This window comes from Gracilinema caldarium DSM 7334 (assembly GCF_000219725.1).
Lineage (GTDB): Bacteria > Spirochaetota > Spirochaetia > Treponematales > Breznakiellaceae > Gracilinema > Gracilinema caldarium.
In genome coordinates this window covers 1,910,165-1,933,656 of the sequence record NC_015732.1, presented here as the reverse complement: position 1 = coordinate 1,933,656, position 23,492 = coordinate 1,910,165, and the positions used below count along the sequence as shown (strand labels likewise).

Below are 23,492 nucleotides of genomic sequence, written 5' to 3'. Positions count from 1 at the left end.
AACCGTGACAGGCTGAGCGAATCGGCTTGAAGCGATTGTTAGAAATCTTCTATTCAATTGATTTACATATATCTATTCTCTTCCTTTCACCATTTTTTAAAGCTTTCATATCTTATTCATCTACCTATATTATTTCTTGTTTCTCTTATATACTGTTAGCCCGCTTGTCTACAAAACCAAAAAGCTCCTTCCCTTAATAAAATCTAATTTCTATTTCTTAATGATACTCTGTTACTTCTGCTTTTTAAAAGCAATATTTTTTTATTCATTAATTGCGATGTTTTAGTCTATTTTTTGGAGTTCTTCCCTAACTTCAACTATTTGCCCTTCACGTTCGATCAATAAAATTGCCTCTCGCGTGTTGTTTTTTATTATTCTGATTGAGACATCACTTCTTGATACTGGATCCTTATAGCCAATGTATAAATGTTTCTCAGCTTCAGAAATTATTGCGTCTTTGGGTATCATGTAATTGCCTTTACCATTCTCAATTATTCTTATAGAACTGTTACTTACATCGATCAGAAAATGCTCTGAAAGCCACTTTCCAGTGCTTCGATTGGATATCGACACAATGGCATTCTTGCCTTTGCTAGGAATAAGCCTCAGGGAAAAAGCGAATGATGTCAAGAAGTCCACTACTATCCAAATTTCTCTTCCTAAATAAAATGGTAAGATCGGATTAAATATTATAGCGACCAAAGTGTAGATAGTCGCAAGAGCTCTGCGTTCTTCATACTCTTGAATTGCAGAAAATATTGCAATTCCACAAATTATTAGCCGAGCCGTGCCAAATACCTCCCAACCTCCATTAAGAAGTGGTAAAAGCAATGGAATTAGGATCCCTGCTACCTTTGCGATAGTATTCATATCCTTGCCTTTCCCACGAGAAGACTAATCTTTATCTTTGAATGCGATTGCATTTATCACCATAATACCTATAGGAGCTCCAATAAAGAGCCCAATAGACTGAATTAAGCTCCACCCCCATGAGGACATCGCTCCAATAATCCCCATTATCGTCCCAAGTATGGGCACTTGCCCAAGTAATAAAGCGGCGGCGATGCCAAAAAAACCACCCAGGGTATCCACAAAGCCACTGACCATTGCGCTAAATTGCAGCAATCCTATTATGATCCAGCCAATTACAGCAATACTTTTCATTTTTTCCTCCTTGATATCATATTTGTTTGATTAGATTCGATTTTCCCTTTTCCCTTCTCTCGATGAATAAGTACCATAAAAATATGGTCATCGCTATTACTTGAAATATTCTAATTCCATACCTTTCATACTTCATAAATATTTCTATTACTGACAGCAGAATCCACATTCCTCCTAAGACATTTGCTATCTGGTAGCCGCCTTTGGGGGCGACCATTGATATGGTGAACAACATTATTACTGGACAAGCTGACCAATTAATGGCAAATACTATGTTAGGAGATATTGGAAATATGTAGCCGAATACCGCATAGATAATACCGAAAAATGAAAGTGACCTTACGATTGCCAGCGGTAATAGTGCGATCCACCTAAGCAGAGCGGGCTTTTGTATCACTTTTCTAATGCACCATTCAGTACCTCCAAGCATGCCGATACAAGCGATTGAGACCAAAAAAGCCATCATACTTCCTCCAACTGTTTCTTTGCTATAAAAAATCGCTTAGAAATGACATTCCCGAATGTCTAAATTTCGCTAAATTTCTCTCCCCCGCGCGGAGCGTCTTTCTAACATTTGCTTAAGCAGTGAGCCGTCATTGGCACGCGTTCTTGCGTAAGCAAGAACCGTGACAATAGGCGAATCTGCTTAAAGCAATTGTTCTGCGTCTTATATATCTCGAAATATATTTTCTATTCTAACTTTTCCAGGTAATCGGTAAATATCAAAATCTGAATCTATGCTAATTATTTTTCTTATTTTTGATTGTTCTGCAGCTAGAACGAGTGTTGCGTCTGCAAAATCCATGGAACGGTCACTATATTTTTTAGTTAATTCAATTATCTTTCCTAAATCAGTTTGTTTTATTTCATATAGCAATATACCACCAAGCATTATCCATTCAAGAAAATTAATTTGAACCTTTACACTAAAATCAAGCATATGTAAGACTTCAGTTATTACAGCTGTCGTAGTATGAAATTTATAATCTTTATTCTTTATGAATTCCTTTACTTTTTCATGATAATGATCATCTTTATCAAATAAAGCAATTAAAGAATCAGCATCAATGAGTACGTCGTTTAGCATGTATCTTGTCCTTTATTTTTTCTTTGTAAGTAACTGAAAGATTTCCTTTGCCACTTCCAAATTTACCAAAAAACTCAATTCCAAGTTCATATGAATTCTTTTGTGATTCTTCAGAATAAAATAATTTCTCAAGCGCTTCTTTAATTATTTCTGATTTAGATTTATGTTTTTCTTGAGAAATAGCCTCTAATTTTTGTTCAATTTCAGTAGGTAACCGAACTGTAGTCATATATCGCTTCCTGTAATACTTTTAGTAATACAATAATATTATTTTATCAATATAAATTGAAATATAAGCAATTCTTTATATTATTATGCTTTATATTGATGAATGTATATTAAAAACTACACTTTTACTGTGGTTTTATCAATTCTCTCAACGCCTGCAAGGTCCGCAGAACATTTGCTTAACCTGCGCAGCCCGTTCCGCGTAGCGGATTGGCGTGAAAATTGCATGATGGAGCGTAGCGACCATGCAATTTTCATGACAAAGGGCAAGTCAGGTTGAAGCAGTTGTTAGATGACATTTTTTCTTCATCAATTATATCTTGAATCATTTTATGACAACATTTTCCTAATGGATTATGATGAGAGCAATCAGAGTTCTTCATTGAACCAGTAATTCTATTTATATCTTGTACTGTCATAGCTCCTTCTTTTCTTATTGCATTTATAACATCGTCTTTCGTTACTTTGCTACAGTAACAAGCATAAATCGGATGTGCATTTCTTTTAAACCATAATGGTACATTCATTTCATCGCATTTGAAACTAATATTTGAATCCAGGCCGTAATATGAAATATCACAATCCGGATTCATACAAAGAGCAAAACTATCTCCTGAGATTCGTATTATTGCATCTTCTGATAGTAATGATATGACAGTTTCCTTTTTTACTATTATACCTGGTAAATTGCATTCTGGACAATTCTTGAACTTATTTTTTTCTCTTGTCAATATAATTGTATTCTTGCCATTTATAATGGATTTTGGATTTATTTGAAATTTTTTCTATTTTTTGTCAATTAAAAGCTCTTTATATCGATCCTGTATAAAAGATAAAGGTAATTTACCAGTGGAAACGCCATTTATTTCATATATTCTACATGAAAAGCTATAACCAGTAGGCTTTTTCATTGTGTAAATATCTACACCATTAATGAGAATTGTAGGAGAACCTTGAAAATTCTTTTTTCGAGCCATTTCTACATTCGTGATCAATACTATTTCAAGTTTATCTTCCGATATTTTTGCAATAGTCATAAATTCTCGCAATATTGCTAATGATTGCATTGAATTTGGACACCCCTCAAAATATTGAAACTCTATCATAATATTCTCCATGTCTATCAATTATGACAAAACAATTCTTGTATTCAGCCCGAAGGGTCCATCTAACATCGCGCTTAACCTGGAAATCCGTGCCTGAGCGAAGCGAAGGCTTGGCGCGGTTTGCGCCGAGTCCTCGACAGCGCATAACCGTGCCAAAGGATTTGTCAGGTTGAAGCGCTTGTTAGGATTCTTCTACTTTCTTATATTAATTAATCTTATTATTTCTTTTATTAATTCATTACTATTTACATCAATTGTCAGTGGCTTCAATTTTCCAATTGGTTTGTTTTCCATATATTGTTTTATAATGCTTTCACTTATTCCTGAATTTGTAATTTGTTCATCGAAGTTTTCTGTGAAATAAAACGCTACTTTAAAGTATTCTTCCCATACTGAAATCCAAAAAATTGTTCGCTTTTTATTTACAACTTTACATAGCCAGGATTTTCCATCTTTGTAGTATTTCCATTCGACATTCAATTTGTAATTTTCTGATGTTATTTCATCAATCAGTTCTTTGTAAATTGGGTAAACACTTTTTAGAACACCTTTTAATACTTTTTCGCTTGGTTCAATAGTTTCATCCGCTAATACAGGTTTTTCATCCTTCATATTATCTCCTTGCGCGAAGCGTCATCCTAACATTTGCTTAAGCAGTGAGCCGTCATTGGCACGCGTTCTTGTGTAAGCAAGAACCGTGACAATAGGCGAATCTGCTTAAAGCAATTGTTAGAAGTCGTCTTCTACAAAATAATCATTATCAATTCTTTTTAACTCATAAATTTTATATGTTGAAACACCTAGATTATATTCAATCATTAAATCTGTAAGCATTTCCCCGTCAATTAATACTATTTTACTATCTAAATTTTTAACAAAATCTAAAGCGTCATTTGTAAACCATGAAGTTGTTATAAAAATACCTTTTTTAGCCTTTTGACCTAATAGGGCTCCAGCGAATTTTTGTATTTCTGGTCTTCCAACTACATTTTCCCATCTTTTTGCTTGTATATATATTACATCTAATCCAAGCTTGTCTTCTTTTATGATTCCATCTATTCCACCATCTCCTGATTTTCCTAGAACTTGACCAGCTTCTTTTAATGTACCGCCGTAACCCATTTTGACCAATAACTCAACTACAAGTTTCTCAAAAAAATTAGAAGAGCATTCTTTGATTTTATTTATTATATCTTCAGAAACAGAATCCTTTAATTTTTGGAAACCAAATTCAATGGATTCCTCTGGGGTAATATTACTTTCTGTTTCTTCAGAAATAACATTTTTATTTTTATTTTTTTCAGACTTCTTGTTTTGAAATGCAACAAATTCTTCATACCGAGCTAAGTATTTGGTATTTATTTCGGGTGGATTTTCTTTTAAAAGGTCTATTCCTCTTTTTGTTATTCTAAATGTAGCTCGTTTTGGATCTTCAAGTAATCCAGCCTTTTTTAAGTAAGTCTTAGCCCAACCAACTCTATTAAAAATTATAGTTTGCGTTCCACTCGGTAACATTTGTTTCTTTTCTTCTTCCGTCAAATTGAATAACGAAGCAATATATACTACTGCTTCTGGAAGAGTATGTACTTTTTCATCAGAAGCAAATTTTAATAATGGTAACATACAAGATTGATAATCAGGTATCATTGGTTTTCCTTTTTTATCGCCCAGAGGGTCCTTCTAACATCTACCATATTATACCCCTCTATATGGGAGCTTGCAACATTTCTTCGAAATGTTTACCGGCTATCAATCTTCTCTTCTTATCTTATCTTTCATTAAAGCGATATATGATATCCTACCGTACTATTTGCAAGAAAACTATATAAGGGGGCCTATTGTATTTCAGTTTTTTCTTTGAAGCGCCTGAGAAAATCCATACAGGAGCAAGAAGGCGACAACAGCAGGTGACTTCTGCATCCATGACCTACAATCTACAGAACAGTATGTTTGCCATGCGATGTTTATGAATAGGAGCATGTCATGCCTGATCTCAGCAGGTTTTCCCATTTTTTAAAGCAGAGTAACCATTTTTCTGATAAGGATATTTCCTGGATCTGTTATTGGGTTGAAAGGTTCTGTAGAGCATTTCCTCAATGGGAACAGAATCGTGAGGGTGCCGTTCAAAATTTTATACAACATTTATCAAGCTATAAAAAGAACTATGTAGTTACTCAGGCTCAAAGAGCGGTGTCGATGTACCTGCTGTTTATCGATACAATGAAGGGGAATAAAAAGGCGCCTGTCGAGTCGGATCAGAATCCCTGGATTGCCTACCGCGCTCAAGTGTACCGGTCCATACAGGATCATATCAGGATTAAGCATCTGGCGCTGCGCACCGAAAAGGCCTACCTTGCATGGACCAACCGCTTTCTGGACTATGTAGAAAGGTTCATCAAACCTGAATGGCGGGATGAACAGCCCCGTATTACGGCACATCACCTGCGATCCTACTTAAGTTACCTGGCGGTACAACGGAAAATCTCTGCAGCTACCCAGGAACAGGCTTTTAATGCTTTGCTTCTTTTATTTCGGGTTGTTCTTCATGTTGATGTGGATGGGCTTGCTTCGGCACTTCGAGCAAAGCGGCGTCGGCGTTTACCGGTGGTACTCACCCGTGCTGAAGTGGGCCAGCTTCTTTCCCATTTACAATCCCCCTACCGTCTTATGGCTTCCCTCATGTACGCTAGTGGTATACGGCTCGAAGAATGCCTTTCCCTGCGGGTTAAGGACCTTAATTTCGATGATGAAACCCTGGAAGTCCGTTCAGGCAAGGGGGGCAAGGACAGGCTCACGCTCTTTCCTAAGGTATTGCATAGTCCCATGCGGGCATACCTGGACGACCTGCATCTGCGATGGGAGCGGGACCGCAAGAAGGGGGCCGCCGGTGTGTATTTGCCTGAGGCACTTGCCCTGAAATATCCTGCCGCCCAATATGAGTGGACCTGGTACTGGCTGTTCCCATCAAAAACCATCTTTAACGATGAACGAACCGGTACAAGTGCCTATTGGCACATGCATCCTTCGGTGCTGCAGCGACAGATTCATGATGCGGTTCGATCTGCGGGTATCAATAAGCTAGCCTCGGCCCATACTTTACGGCACAGCTTTGCCACCCATCTTTTAGAAGATGGGTACGACATCCGAACCATACAGGAACTGCTTGGACATTCCCATGTGGAAACAACCATGATCTACACCCATGTGGCTGTCAAGAATAAGCGGGGTGTCATCAGTCCCATAGAAGCATTGGCTCGGTTATCACCTTAGAGAGGCCAGGGCTGAACCATAGCTATATGACAGCGATTATGCATATGGCCGCCGAAACTGACTCACAGGCAGGAAACCGCATTTTTAATTATCATGAAACAGCATTCCTAAACGGTCAAGGTATAAAACTAAATTTTTAATTGATCGAGAATTAGATTAATAAATTTTTGATATTGGAAAAATTAAACAAAATATTAGTAATGGAGAACTTCGCAATGAAGAATCTGGGAATGAGACACCTTTCATGACAAGGCTCTTGGTAAATAAGTTAATTGTTGTTTATACTCATCTCATGTCTAGAATAACACCCCTGCGAAAGCCCGAATGGATTCGGGTGAAAGTACCTTCTGGCGAGACCTGGCAGCATGTCACAGCGATTCTCGAACGCCGGTCCCTCCATACGGTCTGTGACGAAGCCCGCTGTCCTAACAAGGGTGAATGCTGGGGGGCGGGAACCGCCACCTTTATGATTCTGGGGGATACCTGTACGCGAAAATGCCGTTTCTGCGCGGTCGCTACTGCGAAAACCGGTCAGCCCGTGCTTCCGGAAGAAGCAGAACAGCTTGCTCTGGCGGTCCAGGAATTGGGACTCAAATATGCGGTCCTCACTTCGGTGGATCGGGATGACCTTGCAGACCGGGGAGCCCATCACTTTGCCTGCTGCATCCGGGCCATAAAGGATCTGAACCCCGCTGTCCGGGTCGAGGTGCTCATACCCGATTTTGTAGAAGGAGAAATCGAAGCAGTTCTCGAAGCCAGGCCCGACGTGGTGGCCCATAATATAGAAACAGTCCGGTCCCTTCAGCAGGTTCGTGATAGGCGGGCTTCCTACGAAAAGAGTCTCCATACCCTGTATCTTGCAAAACAGGGTGGGATTTCGGTAACCAAATCGAGTATGTTACTTGGTCTCGGAGAACAGGTTGATGAGGTGCTCTCGGCCATGGATGATCTCCGTTCAGTTGGCGTGGACGTTCTGGTGTTAGGTCAATATCTTCAGCCCGGCCCGAAGCAGTTACCTGTAGTTGCATATATTCATCCGGACCAATTCAGGGAATATGCCCGGATCGGCCGGGAAAAGGGCTTTAGCACCGTAGTTGCAAGTCCCTTTGCCCGTACGAGTTACCATGCCCAGGAAGCCTGGCATGACGGTACCGGAGGAAAGCACACCGCTCATGAAGGGATCGCAGGGGAGGGGGAGCGATGATGTTTCATGAACCGGAAGACAAAAGGGGGAGGAACAATGATGATACTGCAGGGAGTAGGGAAGCCGGCAGGCTGTAAGCTGATCCGTTTTACCGCAGAACTGGAAGGGCCTGTCATCAGATCCATCCAGATCCGGGGGGACTTCTTTGCAGTTCCTGAAGAAGCCTTTGAAAATCTTGAATCAGCCTTGTCAGGAACCAGTCTGGAAACTCTGGAGGACCGTTTTACTGAACTGGCCCAGCAGTTAGGGCTGGAACTGCAGGGTATAAGCGGATCGGGACTTGCAGAACTGATCCGCACTGCTGCCATAGCAGCTGACTCATCAGAAGCTCAGGAAGCCCGGACCATGAACGGGACCTCATATCCAACTGCATAACGGAGGGTAATGACATGGCTTACCAGTGGCGCTTACTCAGAACAGGTTTTCATAATGCCTTCTATAATATGGGTCTTGATCAGGCAATTCTTGAGGCCGTAGCCGCCGCTAAGGCACCGCCAACCCTTCGTTTCTATGGCTGGCAGCCCCCGGCTATATCAATTGGATATTTTCAGGGGATGCAGGAAGAGGTCGATTTGTCTGCCTGCCGCCAGCATGGCATCGATACGGTCCGGCGCATTACCGGCGGCGGGGCAGTCTTTCATCAATCTGAAGTAACCTACAGCATCGTTCTTCCCTTTGACCATCCTCTGGCAGACCAGAACATTCTGGCAAGCTATGGCAGGCTCTGTCAGGGCATCGTAGCAGGGCTTGCAAAACTGGGGGTAACTGCGGAATTTGCTCCGATCAATGATATTGTAGTGGGAGGCAGGAAGATTTCCGGCAATGCCCAGACAAGAAAGCTCGGCTGTATCCTCCAGCATGGTACCATCCTCCTCGATGTGGATGTGGACCTTATGTTCACCTTGCTCAAGGTCCCTTCAGAAAAGGCGCGGGGCAAGGCGATTGCGGATGTTAAAGAGCGGGTAACGAGTCTTTCAAGGATCCTGGGCCGTACTGTCTCCTTCGATGCAGTGTCCATGGCTCTGGAACAGGGCTTTAGAGAAGCCCTGGATCTGAACCTGGTCGTCGAGCAACCGTCGGCGGCAGAACTTGAACGGGCAGAGAACCTTGCCCGTTCCCGTTTTGCCAGTGAGGACTGGAATCTGAAGCGATAATCCCTGGTTACACGGGGGGGGGGATACACGTTGGGGTGTGTTACGCCGGGGTGTATTACGTGGGGGCATGTTACCTGGGGCAGACGTCCCCGATGGTCTCATATAAGTCCAAATTAGTAATAATTATTAAAAATCAATAAAAATAGCTTGATAAATTTTTTAGACTCCATATACTGGTATCCGAGAGGAGGATACCTTGTTTCAAAAACAACCGATCATGCGCAAGGTGCTCTACAGTCTTGCGCCTATTTTTCTGTTTTCTATATATCTCTATGGATTACGTCCAATCCTAACTGCCCTGGTGGTGTTTCCTCTGGGGGTGGCGGTAGAGTATCTATTTGAAAAAAAACGGGGTAAAAAGGTCAGTGAAGCGGTTCTTGTAACCTGTGCCCTGTACACCCTGTCCATGCCGCCGGTGGTCCCCCTCTGGATTGTTGCGGTAGGCATTGTCTTCGCCGTTTTCATGGCCAAAGAGGTGTACGGCGGTTTTGGCCGAAATATCTTTAATGTGGCCATTGCCGGGCGGCTTTTTGTATATATTTCCTTTGCCACGATTCTGCAGGCTGGTTTTGTTGAGCCCGGCGCTTTTGGCGCTTCCGCAGGTCTGTGGGGCTATCCGGTAGATGGCATGACGGCAGCCACGCCGCTGGCCCAGCTCCGTCAGGGTGAGCCCCTTTCGGTGCTTAATGCCATAACAGGATTCCGTATGGGTTCCATGGGAGAAAGTTCGGTTATCCTGATTCTTCTGGCGGCTATTTACCTTATTGCCACCAAAACCGCAAGCTGGCGGCTTATAGCCTCTACGATCGGTTCGGCGGTTCTTCTGAACGGTGCCCTCCTTTTAGCGGGGGTTTCCCGGGTGCTTCCCATGGAATCCCTTTTAGTGGGGAGTTTCCTTTATGTGGCGGTCTTTATGGCTACCGATCCGGTCACGGCGCCTAAGAAGCCTCTGGCCCAGTGGCTCTATGGAACGGTCATCGGTGTTTCAGTGGTGCTCATCAGAAGTTTCGCCCTGTTCCCCGAGGGTACCAGTTTTGCCGTCCTTCTGGCTAATACGGCAGCCTCCATGTTCGATGACCTGGTAACAGGCAAAAAGCCGAAAGCGGCTACTGCCCCTCAGGTTCCCGCAGCAGAGAAGTCTGCACCATCAGCGTCGGCTGGTGCGCAGAAAACCACAGGGGGTGCACAATGAAACGGGACAGCATGCTCTATACAGTACTTTTTACCTTCATCATCTGTATGGTGTTTGTGTTTTTCCTTGCTTTAGCCAATGAGCTTACCAAAGACAGGGTTGCGGCCAATCGGCGCTTTGCCGAACGGTCCGCCATTTTGTCTGCCCTGGGGATAGGGTACTCCGCCCCAGGCGAAGTGGACTCCCTCTATGATGCTCAGGTTTCGACCCTTAAGACCGATGCAGGCCTTATATACAAGGCTACCGTAGATGGTCAGCCCAGATATGCCACCAAGGTTGCCGGTCCTGGCCTCTGGGGTACCATCCAGGCGATTCTGGCGGTGGACCAGCAGGTCGAGCGGATAGAGGGTTTCCGGATCCTTGCTCATAATGAAACCCCAGGCCTTGGGGGCCGCATCGATGAAGCGTGGTTCCAAACCCAGTTCAGGGGTGAAAAAATTGGTCCCGAGGGCATTGCGGTCCGCCAGGGAAGCGGGAAGGGAGATCCAGACCCTGATAACAGCCAGGTAGATGCGGTAACCGGTGCATCCCGTACGAGCCAGGCTATAGAGGATATTGTAAACAAGGAACTACGCATGTTTAAAACACTCCGTGATAAGGGAGGCCTCCAATGAGCCCAGCGAAAAAACGTAGCCCCGCTGCTGAAATTCTGGTACAGAACCTCTGGTGGAATAATCCCATCTTTATTCAGGTTTTGGGTATCTGTTCGACCCTGGCGGTAACCAATAACCTGACCAATACGGCAATTATGACCATTGGGGTGAGCCTGACCACCGCATTTTCCAGTATGAGCATTTCTGCGATGAATAAGCTTATCCCCAATAAGGTCCGAATGATTGTCCAGGTGCTGGTCATATCCTTCTATGTTATCATTATTGATATTGTACTCAGGGCCTACCTGCCTGATATTTCCCGGTCCCTGGGCCCCTATGTAGGACTCATCATCACCAACTGTATCATCATGGGCCGGGCCGAAGGTTTTGCCCGTTCCAATCCGCCCCTCCTGTCTTTCTGGGATGGCTTAACCAGCGGTTTTGGTTATATGGCGGTCCTCATGCTCATTGCGGTGGTGCGGGAAATCCTGGGATTCGGCAGTCTTTTCGGTATTCCGGTCCTGACAAGCCTTATGGGCGAAGCCTTTACTCCCTGGACCATCATGATTATGGCCCCCAGTGCCTTCTTCCTGGTTGCCCTGGTCATCTGGGGCGCTAAGACCATGCAGGAAAACATGAAGATCGCTGCAAAAGCATCACAAGGAGGCGCAAAATGAGTCCTGTGGTTCATCCCATCACCCTGCTTTTTGCATCCATATTCACGAGCAACATCCTTCTGGCTAACTTCCTCGGGATGTGCTCCTTCATCTCTATTTCCAAGGACCAGAAAAGCTCCTTTGGTTTAGGTCTTGCGGTTACCGTGGTCATGACCATCACCATGGTGGTGTCCTGGGCGGTGCTTAAGCTTGTTATTGAGCCCCTGGGGCTCGAGTACCTCTCGTTCATCATCTTTATTATCGTTATCGCCGCCATAGTCCAGATTCTGGAAATGGTTATAGACCGCCTATCTCCGGCCCTGTATATGGCCCTCGGTATTTTCCTCCCCCTCATTACGGTAAACTGTGCCATCCTGGGAGCAATCCTCTTTATGCAGATCCGGAATTACAATTTCTGGCAGACCCTCAGCTTTGGCTTCGGTTCCGGCGCGGGGTGGTGGCTGGCCATCATGCTCCTTTCATCAATCCGAAAAAAGATTGATGTAGCCCCAGTCCCCGCGGGACTTAAGGGTCCCGGGATTACCATCATCACCATCGGTTTTATGGCCATGGCCTTCATCGGCTTTTCCGGTATGCTCAGCGTCCAGTAGGAGGTACAGATGAGTCCCTTGCTCCTTGGGCCCCTGGTGGTTGCCCTCATTGCATCAATCCTTGCCCTGATTATTTCCGTCACTGACCGGATTGTGAACGACTATGGCGAAGTTACCATTGACATAAACGGCGGTAAGAAGGTGCTCACCGTAAAGGGCGGAAGTCCCCTGCTGGGCACTTTAGCCTTTCAGAATATCTTTGTCCCCTCTGCCTGCGGCGGCCGCGGTTCCTGCGGTGCCTGCAAAGTCAGAGTGCTGTCCGATGTGGGCCCCCATCTGCCGACGGAGCTTCCCTATATGAATCCTGAGGAGGTGGCGAAAAATGTTCGGCTTTCCTGCCAGATTAAGGTAAAACAGAATCTGGCCATAGAACTGCCGGAGAGCCTCTTTAATGTACGGAAATTCAAGACCAGGGTAGAACGGATTCGGAACCTTACCTACGATATTAAAGAAGTGTATTTACGGCTTTCCGATGATGCCATCGCCGCGGGGGGGATTTCCTTTACCCCAGGCCAATATGCCCAGCTGGTCGTTCCCCCCTATGGGGAGCTTAAGGAGAGTATCCAGCGAGCCTATTCCATGTCCTCTACCCCCCAGGATAAGGAACACATTGAGTTTCTTATCCGCCTCGTGCCCGGCGGCATTGCCACCACCTGGGTGCACCAGCACCTTAAAGAGGGGGACCCTGTAGAGGTCGTGGGCCCCTTCGGCGAGTTCGCTGTCCGGGATACCGATGCGGTTATGGTATTCGTGGCCGGTGGTTCCGGGATGGCCCCCTTTAAGTCCATGCTCAACCACATGGCCCAGACCGGCCAGTGGACCAATCGGGACATCTGGTACTTCTTTGGAGCCCGGTCCAAACGGGATATGTTCTATCTTGATGAAATGGCAGACCTGGCAAAGCGGTTCCCGAACTTCCATTTTGTGCCGGCTCTTTCAGAGCCCAAGCCTGAGGATGAATGGACCGGTCCGGTGGGGTTAATTACCAATGTTTTGGATTCCTATTTTAAGGAGCAGATCAGTAAGGATAAACCCATGGAGGGCTACCTCTGCGGAAGCCCTGGCATGATCGATGCCTGTATCAAAGTCATGACCGCCAACGGAATTGGTCAGGACAAGATCTATTTTGATAAGTTCGCATAAGGGAGACAGGCCATGAAGATGAATTTTGATGAACGGACCGCCTATGAAAAAATGAAGGCCGGCGTCCTCACCAGTACGGGTTTTTTGGGTCAGGACACCCGGCCCCTCACGGATATCATAGAAGCCGATGAAGAGCTTTTTAAGGCCCTGGGGCTCGACTTTGACCAGGTGGCGGATAGGCTGGAAATCCTGGCGCGAAAGGGCGCCGAAGGTCTTGGGGAGCCCATCACCGTAGAGGACCGTTACCTTGTAAAAAGCGATGAAGCCCGGGGCCGGCTTCCCTGTCCCTATGGAGACGGTCTCTATCATAAAAACGCCGTTTCCGTTCAGCGGGGAACCGATTCTGTTATTTATTCGGACCTTTCTCTGCACCTGTTACGGGTTCACCACTTCTGCCAGGGACAGGGAAGCCCCTTCCGCCTCGACCCGGTGGTTTTAAAACGGATTCTCTACTGAAAAGAAAGGATCACGAGCATGAAAAAACAGGTTCTCGTCATTGGGGCCGGCTTTGCCGGCCTGAGCACTGCGGCTTTGCTTGCAAAAGAAGGCTTACAGGTTACTATTCTGGAAAAATGCGATTCCCCCGGAGGCCGGGCAAGGCTGTGGGAAAAGGATGGCTTTGCCTTTGATATGGGTCCATCCTGGTACCTGATGCCTGAAGTTTTCGATAGCTACTTTCGCCTCTTTGGAAAAGAGCGGGAGCACTACTATAGGCTGAATAAACTAAAAACCCACTATAAGGTATTTTTCGAAGGTCAGGATCCGGTTACCATTACCAGCGATTTCGAAGCAACAAAAAAGGTCTTCGAAGGCTTCGAATCCGGCGCTGGCAAGAAGCTGGAAGCCTATGTGGCCAATTCCCGCTACAAATACAATACAGCCATGGAGGACTTTTTATATCGGGAGTACCGGCATATTTTCCAGTTTCTTAACTGGCGGCTTATGACCGAGGGCCTACGACTTAATGTATTCCAATCTCTGGACCCCTATGTGCGGCGCTTCTTTACCGATGTTCGAGCCCGCCAAATCCTGGAATATGCCATGGTATTTCTTGGTGCAAGCCCTTCGAATGCCCCGGCCTTATATTCCCTGATGTCCTATTTAGACCTGTCCGATGGGGTCTATTTCCCCGAAGGCGGCATGTACGCCATCGTAGAGGGCCTGGTAAAACTCTGCGAGGAACTGGGGGTCCGCATAGAATACGGAACCGAGGTCCAGCATATTGATGAAAAACAGGGCAGGCTTTCCACCGTCCGGGCCCAACAACATGGGCAACTGCGGGAGTACACCGCCGATGCGGCGGTTATGTGCGGCGACTATGCCCATGCCGACCGGGACCTGCTGAATCCTGAACATGCCAACCATAGCCGCCCGTATTGGGATAAGGCAGTTCTCGCGCCCAGTATGTTTATTGCCTACCTGGGGCTTAACCGGGAAATCCCGGAACTGGCTCATCACAACCTGTATTTTTCCCGTGATTGGGATGCTCATTTTGACAGTATCTTTAAAAGACCCCATTGGCCGGATAACCCCTGTTTCTATCTCTCCGCGGCCTCTAAAACCGATCGTAGAGCTGCACCACCAGATAAGGAAAACCTGTTCCTGCTGGTACCGGTTGCACCGGGCTTGGATGATTCGGACGATGTTCGTCAGGCCTATTATGAGAAGGCCCTAGCCCATGTGGAACAGCGGCTTGGAATTACCATAAAGCCCTACATACAGGTGGAGCGGATCTTCTCTCAGCGGGACTTTGCTGAATCATATCATGCCTTTAAGGGTACCGCTTTGGGTATGGCCCATACCCTGTGGCAGACCGCAGTGTTCAGGCCTTCCATGAGGAGCAAAAAAGTACGGGGACTTTTCTTTGCGGGCCAGTATACCCATCCTGGTGTGGGGGTGCCCATGACCTTTATTGCATCCCAGGTGGTAGCCCCTATAGTGACCAGTTATCTCAATGGGAAGGCTTAGGTGGAAGCATCCACAGTGTCCAAGGGGTCGATCAGCCCCGATGAACTGGCTGCATTTCAGCGCGCTACCTTTCAGAAGGGCAGTAAAACCTATTTTAACTCAAGCATTTTTTTCCCAAAACAGGTCCGGGAGCGGGTGTTCACCCTCTATGCCTTTGTCCGCCGGGCTGATGACTTTGTCGATGCCCAGCCCCAGGATCGGGAAGGGTTTTACCGGTTTCGCACTTATGCTGAGAAAGCTCTGGGTATTCATCTTCACCAACATGAAACAGGACTGTCCGTAGCTGGCATTGAAACAGGACTGCCGGCCCCTGAAGATCAGGCCGTCATCGAGGCCTATGCGGAGTTGGGCCGTGAACTGGGATTCGATCCTGCCTGGACAGTGGCTTTTTTAGATGCCATGGAAGCGGACCTCATCAAGAACCGTTATGACAGCCTGGAAGAATGTCTTTCGTATATGTATGGTTCTGCGGAGGTGATTGGGCTATTCATGAGCCGCTGTATGGACTTGCCCGACAGGGCCTATGAAGCGGCACAACTGCTTGGCCGGGCGATGCAGTACATCAATTTTATCCGGGATGTGGCTGAGGACCGCGCATTAGGCCGCCGTTATTTACCGCTGGAAGGTGAAGTCGAAGATATTGTCGATCCCCAGTGGGCATTCAATCACCCCGAAAGGTTTTCTGCATGGCTGGTAGGCCACCTGAACAGATACCGGCAATGGCAAATCGGTGCTGTTGCGGGGTACCGCTCTATCCCCTACCGGTATCGCCTTCCCATTAAAACCGCTGCAGACATGTACTGGTGGACTGCAAAAACCATAGAACAGAACCCGCTGGTGGTGTTTCAACGCAAGGTAAAACCTGGCAAGGGCAGGATACTGCTTCAGTTCTTTACAAATCTTTTTGCGGGTATACGGGTATGAAGAACGGAATATATTAGAATTCAGGATTGTTTTGAATCCTGGTGCAGCTAGGCCTTGCCTTTACTACTTGATATGGTGATATTAGGAATTATTATGAGTAATATTCCACTTAAAGATCTTTTAGGCCTCATTTATTCATTTGTATATGTCTTTATATTCATAGCTTTGGCAAATTTACTATCCGGGCGGGGCTCTATGTCTCCGAAAACAAGCCGTAAACTGGTTCATATCGGTGTTTCTCACTGGTGGCTCTTTGCCATGTTCTGGATAGAAAATCCAATCATCGCAAGCATTGGACCAGCGGTCTTTATCATTTTAAACTGGATCAGTATTCAGACTAATGCATTTAAGGGAATGAATATCGAAGCGTCCCGGCATAATTACGGGACGGTTTATTTTCCTCTGTCTTTGTTGCTGTTGGTACTTGCATCCTGGTATGACTTCATGCCGAAGTGGACTGCCGGTACGGCTATTCTAGTCCTTGGCTGGGGAGATGGCTTAGCTGCCATAGTAGGGGAAGGAGTACCTAGTCCTTCTGGCAATGTATTTGGGTGGCGAAAATCAATGGCCGGAACCATTGCGATGTTTACCGTATCCAGTCTGGTCGTTTTTTTAATGACCCGTGCTTTTAATCCAGAGATTACCCTTTGGAATGTGCTCCTTCGTAGTATCGGGACCGGTCTTGTAGCGGCCTACCTGGAAGTATTCTCACCCTTTGGACTCGATAACCTGACAGTACCTCTTGGGACAGCTCTTTATTTTTATTATATTTCACCCCTCACCCTGAATACATCATTTATTTTTGCCTTTTCCTGTCTCGCCGCAGCTGCTTATGCCGCCTGGTATAAACATGCAGTAACGGCAGAAGGGGCTCTTGCAGGACTTGGACTGGGGACGGTTATTTATATGGGTGCGGGTTTGGGAGGTCTCTTGGTTTTAGCTGCCTTTTTTATATCTTCCACCATGGCAAGCCGTATCAGGAAAGAACAAAAGGAACGGCTTGGCCTACAGAGGATCCATGAAAAGGGAGACCGGCGGGATGCGATCCAGGTTTTTGCCAATGGAGGAGTAGGGATGCTGAGCTCTGTTCTGTATGCTTTTACGGGAAGCCAACTTTTTCTGATTGCACTGCTCGTATCCTTTGCTGCCGCCACCGCTGATACCTGGGCCAGTGAATTGGGAGTTCTGAATCGCGGGAAACCCCGGTCTATCATTAATTTTAAACCCCTGGAGCCGGGCTTTTCCGGCGGTGTAAGCCCATTTGGTTTTGCCGCATCCCTCTTGGGTTCCCTGATCATTGCCATACTGGTGTTTGTGATTGCACCCTTCCAGGCTCATAAAGCTTTGGTACCGGTGCTCATTGGTGGCTTTATGGGTGCTCTTTTCGATTCATTCCTTGGGGCCACCATACAAGCCCAATATCGCTGCGCCGAAACAGGAGAGCTCGTTGAACGGCCCTATACGGGCGACATGAAAAACAAACTCATTAAGGGTTTTACCTGGATGAACAATGATATGGTCAATTTTTTGTCCATCTTGGTGGCTACTTTTTTAACTTCCTTCTGGTATATGGCAATACAGTAATGTGTAGCCCGAAGGTTCTAGCCCGTTTAAGAGCAAAAGTGTACAATGAATGCCATGAAACGCTCTGTAGTAATCTTCACCTTTATTATCTGGGCGGTGGGCTTGTTACCCGCCCAAAACGTTTCTATCCCACCGAAGCAGCCTAATATTTCCGGTGCAGCCCAAAACGAAAAGAAACGTGCTGCAGCAACACCTGCAGCAACCCCTGCGGCAGCAAGCCCTGTGGCTGCAGCAACCCCTGCGGCGGCAGTAACCGCTGAAGCACAGCCCATCCCTTTTTTATACCTATGGAATAAGGTACAAGGGTGGAATGTAGGCCAAGAGGAGCGCACAGGTTTTTTTCTGTTCGAACCGGCCCTGTTACCACCGGACTTGCTTGCAATTCCAGAAGAAAAGAATCTATCCGTTGCGGTAGCCTATGAAAATAACCGCTTTGAGTTGGCCTTTGATGCCTCAGGAAAACTTGCCCTCGTGCCAATACCCTGGGCTGGGGTATACACCACTGTTGTTATTAGGCGAAATGCTGCAACGCTGCCCATCAATATGGAATTACGCGATGAAAAAACTCGTATTTCGGTCTTAGAATATGAAGATGATCGGCCCCTTCGGTTTCAATATGAACGGGAAGGGGAGCGCTATTTTGGGGTGTTACGTTACTGGGGCTCTGCAGTTGATGAAAGCTGGTATTCTGAAACCGGTGAACTTAAGACACTCTATCAGTACACCTGGTCGGATAGCAGGCCTGTCCAGTTGGAAAACATTGCCAGTGATGGTTCGTCGATCTCTCTGTTGCGATGGGAATATAATGCCTACAACCATATTGCTGTTATGTCGGATGAGAAAGTTCAGACTTCTTTTTTTTATGATGGGAAAAACCGCCTCGTCCGGGTTATCAGATCTGGAATTATTTCTGATGAGCCTGATGGGTCTGATTATGATCGGAATTTTCAGTATGATGAACTGGGCCGCTTGGTCCGGCAGTATGGCCGCAATGAAGAGGGCCTTTTTGAATACCGCTACCAGTATTCCTTTGATTCACAAGGCAGATGGATTTTCTGCAGGGTTCAGGCCTGGTTCGAACAGTTTGGCCGGCTTGTACCGGGATCTGAATCCATAATTACAAGAACCTTTTCAAGGAGATGAGTATGATCGGTGCCGCAGAATGGCGGGATATCAAGTATGAAGAAACCTTTGAGCAGGAAGTCCGGGGACTTGAACGGCGCCGGCAGTATGATCCCAATCTTACCCTCGAAGATCTCAAACAAATGCTGCAACATTTATATCACCTCGATGGTATGGATTGGATTGGCCGTGGCGAACTGCAGGATACCATTTTATATGCCACCATTGCAGCCTACGAACACTTTATTGCCGAATGGGAAGCGGAACTAAAAAAAAATAAAGAGTTTTAATCATATTTTAACAATATCTTTATAGTCTTTTCATATCGCCCTTATAGATTACAGCCATCTTATGATTGACTAGGAGGTCGATATGAAGAAACTGGCAATGACTATGGTGAGTGCCCTGGTGCTTGGTACCACCCTCTTTGCTCAGGCTATACCCGGAAGCGGCTTAATAAAGGGAGCTCAGGCAGGTGAAGCAAAGAATCTTACCGGTGCAGGGGCTACTTTCCCCGCAGTCCTGTACAGCAAATGGTTCAGCGAATACAACAAGCTTACCGGAGTACAGGTAAACTACCAGTCAATTGGTTCTGGTGGTGGTATCAAGAGTATCAGCGATATGACCGTTGATTTCGGTGCTACCGATGGACCCATGACCGATGAACAGCTTGCCGCAGCCAAGGGCGGAGAAATTGTACATATTCCCGCTGCTATGGGTGCCGTTGTCCCTACCTACAATATTCCTGAGCTTGCAAAAGTTAAGGACAGTCTTAAGTTTACCCCTGAAACACTGGCAGGAATTTACCTCGGTGAAATTGTAAAATGGAATGATGACAAACTTGTAGCCGACAATCCGGTTCTGAAGAACGTCAACAAATATATCGTAGTAGCCCGCCGTTCCGATGGTTCCGGTACTACCAATATTTGGACGAGTTATCTGGCTGCGGTAAGCGAAAGCTGGGCAAAAAAGGTTGGTGCCGGTAACTCTGTTCAATGGCCTGTGGGTCTCGGTGGAAAGGGAAACGAAGGTGTGGCTGGTGTCGTAAAGCAGACTCCTTATTCAATCGGTTATGTGGAACTGGCTTATGCTAACCAGAACAAGCTTGCGGTTGGTCAGGTAAAAAATAAGGCCGGTAAGTTTATAACCCCCAATATGAAGACCGCTTCGCTCGCCGCTCAGGGAGTGACCCTTCCTGAAGATATGCGGGTTAAGCTGGTAAATAGTGATAACACCGAAGCCTTCCCTATTGTTGGTTTTACCTGGCTGCTTGCCTACACCAATCAGACTGACCCTTCAAAAGCCCTTGCTCTGACCCGGATGCTCTGGTGGGCTACCCATGATGGACAACAGTACTGCGAAGCCCTGGACTATGCACCCCTCCCTGTAGATGCAATCAAGAAATCTGAAGTGCTGATTAAGAAAATACAGGTTAATGGTAAACAGGCGCTGCCTGAAAGCATTTCCAAATAAGGATTAAAGCGTAATGAAAAAGCCCTGGATGGTCTTGAGAGAGAAGCTCAAACTTGGTAAAGCAGCGGATCCGGGGCGCTTATCCGTTATAAGAGACCCGGGCGACCGGGTCTTTTCGGTGATTATCGGAAGCGCCTCTGCCTTTGTTATAGTTCTTCTTTCTGCCTTTGTATTACTCCTTTTTTATGACTCCCTGGAATCGATTGAACGTTTTGGGTTTAGTTTTTTTTCCGGTTCAGACTGGAATCCGGTAGAAACTGAATTGAATCCCATCAGTTTTGGAGCTCTTCCCTTTATATTTGGCACCGTTGTTACGTCGGTGGGAGCCCTCATTCTTGCCACCCCCTTGGCATTAGGATCGGCCCTTTTTATTGTTGAATATGCTCCCCTTTGGCTTGGAAAAATCGTCAGCTTTATCATAGAACTTTTGGTAGCCATACCCAGTGTGGCCTATGGCATCTGGGGGCTCTTTGTACTTGTTCCCTTTATGCGAAGTACTGTAGAACCCTTTCTGCAAACCCTCCTAGAGCCTATTCCTATGCTGAATATGCTCGTGGAAGGTCCTCCTATTGGTCAGGATTTGCTCACGGGCAGTGTGATTCTTGCAATCATGATCCTTCCCACTATTCTTTCTGTATCCCGGGAAATATTAAAAAATGTGCCCCGACTCCAAAAAGAGGGTATGCTGGCCCTGGGTGCAACCAAATGGGAAGTGTTAACCGGTGCGGTCCTTCCCTATGCTCGGGGGGGTATTGTTGGCGGTGCCATGTTAGGGCTTGCGCGGGCAATCGGTGAAACCATGGCAGTAACCATGGTTATAGGAAACAGTACCACTAAAATAAGTCCCTCGTTATTAACGCCGGGTTATACCATAGCCAGTGCAATAGCTAATCAGTTTACCGAAGCCGACTCCTCAATTTATTTTAGTGCAATCGTCGAGTTAGGGCTTTTGCTCCTTTTAGTTGCATCGGCCTTTAATATATTAGCTCACTTTTTAACCAATTATATTTTAAAAGGAGGCGATGCCCGTCATGCATGATGTTGAACTTGCCCGGATGAGAACCAGAAAGCTTAGCGCCGCCTTCTTTTATGGATTAGTGATTATTGCTACCGTACTTTCTGTATCAATACTCTTTATTATCATTTCTCATATATTTATGAATGGTATAGGGGCTCTTAACCTGGATTTTTTCACGCAGATTCCAAAACCCTATGGTGAAGAAGGGGGTGGTATTGCACCAGCCATAGTAGGTACCCTGATTATGCTTGCAGTAGCAGCTCTTATTGCAATCCCAGTAGGGGTGGCAACAGCGATTTTTATTGTGGAATATGGGCAAACTAAATTCGCTACTGCAGTTCGTTTTGCAGTAGAACTGCTTGCAGAACTTCCTTCGATAGTAGTTGGTATCTTTATCTGGGCTTTAGTAGTAAGATCGATTACAGGATATTCAGGCTTAGCAGGTTCTTTGGCGCTCGCAGTCATCATGATCCCGATTATTGCTCGAAGTGTAGAAGAAATTTTAAAATTGGTTCCGGACACCCTTCGAGAAGCAGCGCTTGCACTAGGTACTCCCCGATGGAAGGTAGTACTTTTTATTGTGATACCAACGGTATTACCAGGACTGCTTACCAGTATCATGCTGGCGGTAGCCCGAGCTGCAGGAGAGACCGCTCCATTGCTCCTTACGTCCCTTGGTAATACATTTTTTAATTTTGATCTACGCAGACCCATGGCAGCTATGCCCCTGCAAATCTATAGTTATGCTATTTCACCCTATGATGACTGGCATAAGAAAGCCTGGGGGGCAACCCTCTTACTCATTGCATTAGTAGGCATTATTAGTGGTGCGGTTAAATACTTTACACGAAGGTGGAATCATGAGTCTCATTAAATCCATGGCTGATATTGTTCGTCCCCATAGGGAAACTGAAACTGTGGCTGAAAATAGCCAACCAAAAATTCAAATACGCAATTTAAACGCCTATTATGGTAAACAGCATGCTATAGAAGACATCAATCTTGATATATATCCAGGACTCGTTACCGCCATTATCGGACCCTCCGGATGTGGTAAATCTACCATGATCCGTTGTATTAACCGGATGCATGAAGTTATAAAGGGAGCCTATGCTACGGGTGAGGTTCTTGTTGATGGGGAAAATATTTATGCCCCCGATGCAGACCCTGTACGGATACGACGGCGGATTGGTATGGTGTTCCAGAAACCAAATCCATTTCCAACAAAGACGGTGTATGAAAATGTCATCGCAGGACTCAGGCTCAACCTCCCAAAACAGAAGAAGTCTTATTACGATGAAGTGGTTGAGCGATCTCTTCGATCCGCAGCACTTTGGGATGAAGTAAAGGATAAGCTCAATGCTCCCGGGACCGCCCTTTCCGGTGGTCAGCAGCAGCGGCTCTGTATTGCCCGGGCATTGGCTATTGAGCCGGAAATTCTTTTGCTGGATGAACCGGCCTCTGCGTTGGATCCAACGGCTACCTTAAAGATAGAGGACCTGCTTTTCAGTCTGAAGGAGCAATACACCATTGTTCTGGTAACCCATAATATGCAGCAGGCAGCCCGGGCTTCTGATATGACTGCCTTTTTTATGGCAGGGGAAGATCATAAGGGCCGGCTTGTGGAATACGGGGAGACCAAGGAAATCTTCATCAATCCAAAGGATAAGCGTACGGAGGATTATATATCCGGCCGATTAGGTTAACCTATACTATTCCAATGACAGGAGTTCTGAAAAATATTCCTATCAACTAAAGCAGGATTACTGGAATATTTTGTTACCTTCACGTACCTGTATTGTTATAGTTACAGGTGCTCGGCAGTAGCCAGTTCCTCATCTCATTCCTCCTTTCCTTTTTAGCTCCCCGGGTTTTTCTCCTTTTCCCGGGGAGCTTCTTTTATATCGAAGCTGGCAAATCGAACCAGCCGGTTTTTATTGTCTCCTGCGTTCAATCCATTCTTCAAAAAATTTTGACTTAAATATTATAATATTA

At 45.9% G+C, this 23,492-nt stretch carries 28 protein-coding genes; 19 read left to right on the top strand and 9 right to left on the bottom strand.

From position 1 onward, the window contains the following. Positions 1-282: 282 nt before the first annotated feature. The 9 genes from SPICA_RS08840 to SPICA_RS08805 form a co-directional block, all read right to left on the bottom strand. A complete protein-coding gene (locus SPICA_RS08840; RefSeq protein ID WP_013969190.1) occupies positions 283-870 on the bottom strand; it encodes a DUF6804 family protein in 588 nt (195 codons plus the stop codon). A gap of 24 nt (positions 871-894) precedes the next feature. Further along, positions 895-1,164 carry a hypothetical protein gene (locus tag SPICA_RS08835; protein ID WP_013969189.1) on the bottom strand — a complete coding sequence of 90 codons (270 nt, stop codon included), beginning with the start codon at positions 1,162-1,164 and terminating at the stop codon, positions 895-897. A 16-nt stretch (positions 1,165-1,180) separates the two neighbouring features. Beyond that, on the bottom strand, positions 1,181-1,630 hold the full coding sequence (locus SPICA_RS08830; RefSeq protein WP_041396192.1) for a hypothetical protein: 450 nt from the start codon (positions 1,628-1,630) through the stop codon (positions 1,181-1,183). A 201-nt stretch (positions 1,631-1,831) separates the two neighbouring features. Continuing rightward, positions 1,832-2,251 (bottom strand): type II toxin-antitoxin system VapC family toxin, encoded by a 420-nt coding sequence (locus SPICA_RS08825; RefSeq protein ID WP_013969187.1) that lies wholly within the window; start codon positions 2,249-2,251, stop codon positions 1,832-1,834. After that, positions 2,229-2,480 carry a ribbon-helix-helix domain-containing protein gene (locus SPICA_RS08820; RefSeq protein ID WP_013969186.1) on the bottom strand — a complete coding sequence of 84 codons (252 nt, stop codon included), beginning with the start codon at positions 2,478-2,480 and terminating at the stop codon, positions 2,229-2,231. Before SPICA_RS08820 ends, SPICA_RS08825 begins: the two co-directional genes overlap by 23 nt. A 253-nt stretch (positions 2,481-2,733) precedes the next feature. Then, positions 2,734-3,210: a (2Fe-2S)-binding protein gene (locus SPICA_RS15280; protein WP_237255840.1), complete on the bottom strand. Its 477-nt coding sequence runs from the start codon at positions 3,208-3,210 to the stop codon at positions 2,734-2,736. A 54-nt stretch (positions 3,211-3,264) separates the two neighbouring features. Beyond that, the gene (locus SPICA_RS08815) at positions 3,265-3,585 is read right to left on the bottom strand and encodes an alkylmercury lyase (RefSeq protein ID WP_013969185.1); all 321 of its coding nucleotides are present in this window, start codon (positions 3,583-3,585) and stop codon (positions 3,265-3,267) included. Positions 3,586-3,777: 192 nt separating this feature from the next. Continuing rightward, the gene (locus tag SPICA_RS08810) at positions 3,778-4,197 is read right to left on the bottom strand and encodes a DUF3788 domain-containing protein (protein ID WP_013969184.1); all 420 of its coding nucleotides are present in this window, start codon (positions 4,195-4,197) and stop codon (positions 3,778-3,780) included. Positions 4,198-4,314: 117 nt separating this feature from the next. After that, complete coding sequence (locus SPICA_RS08805) at positions 4,315-5,232, bottom strand: restriction endonuclease (protein ID WP_013969183.1); 918 nt, start codon at positions 5,230-5,232, stop codon at positions 4,315-4,317. A gap of 336 nt (positions 5,233-5,568) precedes the next feature. Here SPICA_RS08805 and SPICA_RS08800 point away from each other — a divergent pair, with 336 nt between their 5' ends. From SPICA_RS08800 to pstB, 19 genes are all read left to right on the top strand, one after another. Then, on the top strand, positions 5,569-6,855 hold the full coding sequence (locus tag SPICA_RS08800; RefSeq protein ID WP_013969182.1) for an integron integrase: 1,287 nt from the start codon (positions 5,569-5,571) through the stop codon (positions 6,853-6,855). 292 nt (positions 6,856-7,147) lie between these two features. Then, complete coding sequence (gene lipA, locus SPICA_RS08795; protein ID WP_052296408.1) at positions 7,148-8,059, top strand: lipoyl synthase; 912 nt, start codon at positions 7,148-7,150, stop codon at positions 8,057-8,059. 6 nt (positions 8,060-8,065) lie between these two features. After that, positions 8,066-8,434 carry a hypothetical protein gene (locus SPICA_RS08790; RefSeq protein ID WP_156789650.1) on the top strand — a complete coding sequence of 123 codons (369 nt, stop codon included), beginning with the start codon at positions 8,066-8,068 and terminating at the stop codon, positions 8,432-8,434. A 14-nt stretch (positions 8,435-8,448) separates the two neighbouring features. Further along, the gene (locus SPICA_RS08785; protein ID WP_013969179.1) at positions 8,449-9,213 is read left to right on the top strand and encodes a lipoate--protein ligase family protein; all 765 of its coding nucleotides are present in this window, start codon (positions 8,449-8,451) and stop codon (positions 9,211-9,213) included. A 196-nt stretch (positions 9,214-9,409) separates the two neighbouring features. Continuing rightward, a complete protein-coding gene (locus tag SPICA_RS08780; protein ID WP_013969178.1) occupies positions 9,410-10,405 on the top strand; it encodes an RnfABCDGE type electron transport complex subunit D in 996 nt (331 codons plus the stop codon). Beyond that, entirely contained in the window at positions 10,402-11,019 is a 618-nt protein-coding gene (locus SPICA_RS08775) for an RnfABCDGE type electron transport complex subunit G (protein ID WP_013969177.1), read from the top strand. Before SPICA_RS08780 ends, SPICA_RS08775 begins: the two co-directional genes overlap by 4 nt. Further along, positions 11,016-11,675: an NADH:ubiquinone reductase (Na(+)-transporting) subunit D gene (locus SPICA_RS08770; protein WP_013969176.1), complete on the top strand. Its 660-nt coding sequence runs from the start codon at positions 11,016-11,018 to the stop codon at positions 11,673-11,675. Before SPICA_RS08775 ends, SPICA_RS08770 begins: the two co-directional genes overlap by 4 nt. Continuing rightward, the gene (locus SPICA_RS08765) at positions 11,672-12,265 is read left to right on the top strand and encodes an Rnf-Nqr domain containing protein (protein WP_013969175.1); all 594 of its coding nucleotides are present in this window, start codon (positions 11,672-11,674) and stop codon (positions 12,263-12,265) included. The genes SPICA_RS08770 and SPICA_RS08765 overlap by 4 nt, the downstream gene beginning before the upstream one ends. A 9-nt stretch (positions 12,266-12,274) precedes the next feature. Then, on the top strand, positions 12,275-13,408 hold the full coding sequence (locus SPICA_RS08760) for an NADH:ubiquinone reductase (Na(+)-transporting) subunit F (protein ID WP_013969174.1): 1,134 nt from the start codon (positions 12,275-12,277) through the stop codon (positions 13,406-13,408). Between the two features lie 12 nt (positions 13,409-13,420). After that, entirely contained in the window at positions 13,421-13,864 is a 444-nt protein-coding gene (locus tag SPICA_RS08755) for a hypothetical protein (protein ID WP_013969173.1), read from the top strand. Between the two features lie 18 nt (positions 13,865-13,882). Beyond that, entirely contained in the window at positions 13,883-15,376 is a 1,494-nt protein-coding gene (locus tag SPICA_RS08750) for a phytoene desaturase family protein (RefSeq protein ID WP_013969172.1), read from the top strand. Further along, positions 15,377-16,300 carry a phytoene/squalene synthase family protein gene (locus SPICA_RS08745; RefSeq protein ID WP_013969171.1) on the top strand — a complete coding sequence of 308 codons (924 nt, stop codon included), beginning with the start codon at positions 15,377-15,379 and terminating at the stop codon, positions 16,298-16,300. A 195-nt stretch (positions 16,301-16,495) separates the two neighbouring features. Continuing rightward, entirely contained in the window at positions 16,496-17,884 is a 1,389-nt protein-coding gene (locus tag SPICA_RS08740) for a DUF92 domain-containing protein (RefSeq protein WP_169311868.1), read from the top strand. Between the two features lie 54 nt (positions 17,885-17,938). Next, the gene (locus tag SPICA_RS08735; protein WP_156789649.1) at positions 17,939-19,027 is read left to right on the top strand and encodes a hypothetical protein; all 1,089 of its coding nucleotides are present in this window, start codon (positions 17,939-17,941) and stop codon (positions 19,025-19,027) included. Positions 19,028-19,029: 2 nt separating this feature from the next. Further along, complete coding sequence (locus SPICA_RS08730; RefSeq protein ID WP_013969168.1) at positions 19,030-19,296, top strand: hypothetical protein; 267 nt, start codon at positions 19,030-19,032, stop codon at positions 19,294-19,296. An 82-nt stretch (positions 19,297-19,378) separates the two neighbouring features. Beyond that, entirely contained in the window at positions 19,379-20,479 is a 1,101-nt protein-coding gene (pstS, locus tag SPICA_RS08725) for a phosphate ABC transporter substrate-binding protein PstS (protein WP_013969167.1), read from the top strand. Between the two features lie 13 nt (positions 20,480-20,492). Next, positions 20,493-21,518: a phosphate ABC transporter permease subunit PstC gene (pstC, locus tag SPICA_RS08720; protein ID WP_013969166.1), complete on the top strand. Its 1,026-nt coding sequence runs from the start codon at positions 20,493-20,495 to the stop codon at positions 21,516-21,518. Beyond that, complete coding sequence (gene pstA / locus SPICA_RS08715; RefSeq protein ID WP_013969165.1) at positions 21,511-22,371, top strand: phosphate ABC transporter permease PstA; 861 nt, start codon at positions 21,511-21,513, stop codon at positions 22,369-22,371. Before pstC ends, pstA begins: the two co-directional genes overlap by 8 nt. Next, on the top strand, positions 22,358-23,203 hold the full coding sequence (gene pstB, locus SPICA_RS08710) for a phosphate ABC transporter ATP-binding protein PstB (RefSeq protein ID WP_013969164.1): 846 nt from the start codon (positions 22,358-22,360) through the stop codon (positions 23,201-23,203). The genes pstA and pstB overlap by 14 nt, the downstream gene beginning before the upstream one ends. Positions 23,204-23,492: the final 289 nt, after the last annotated feature.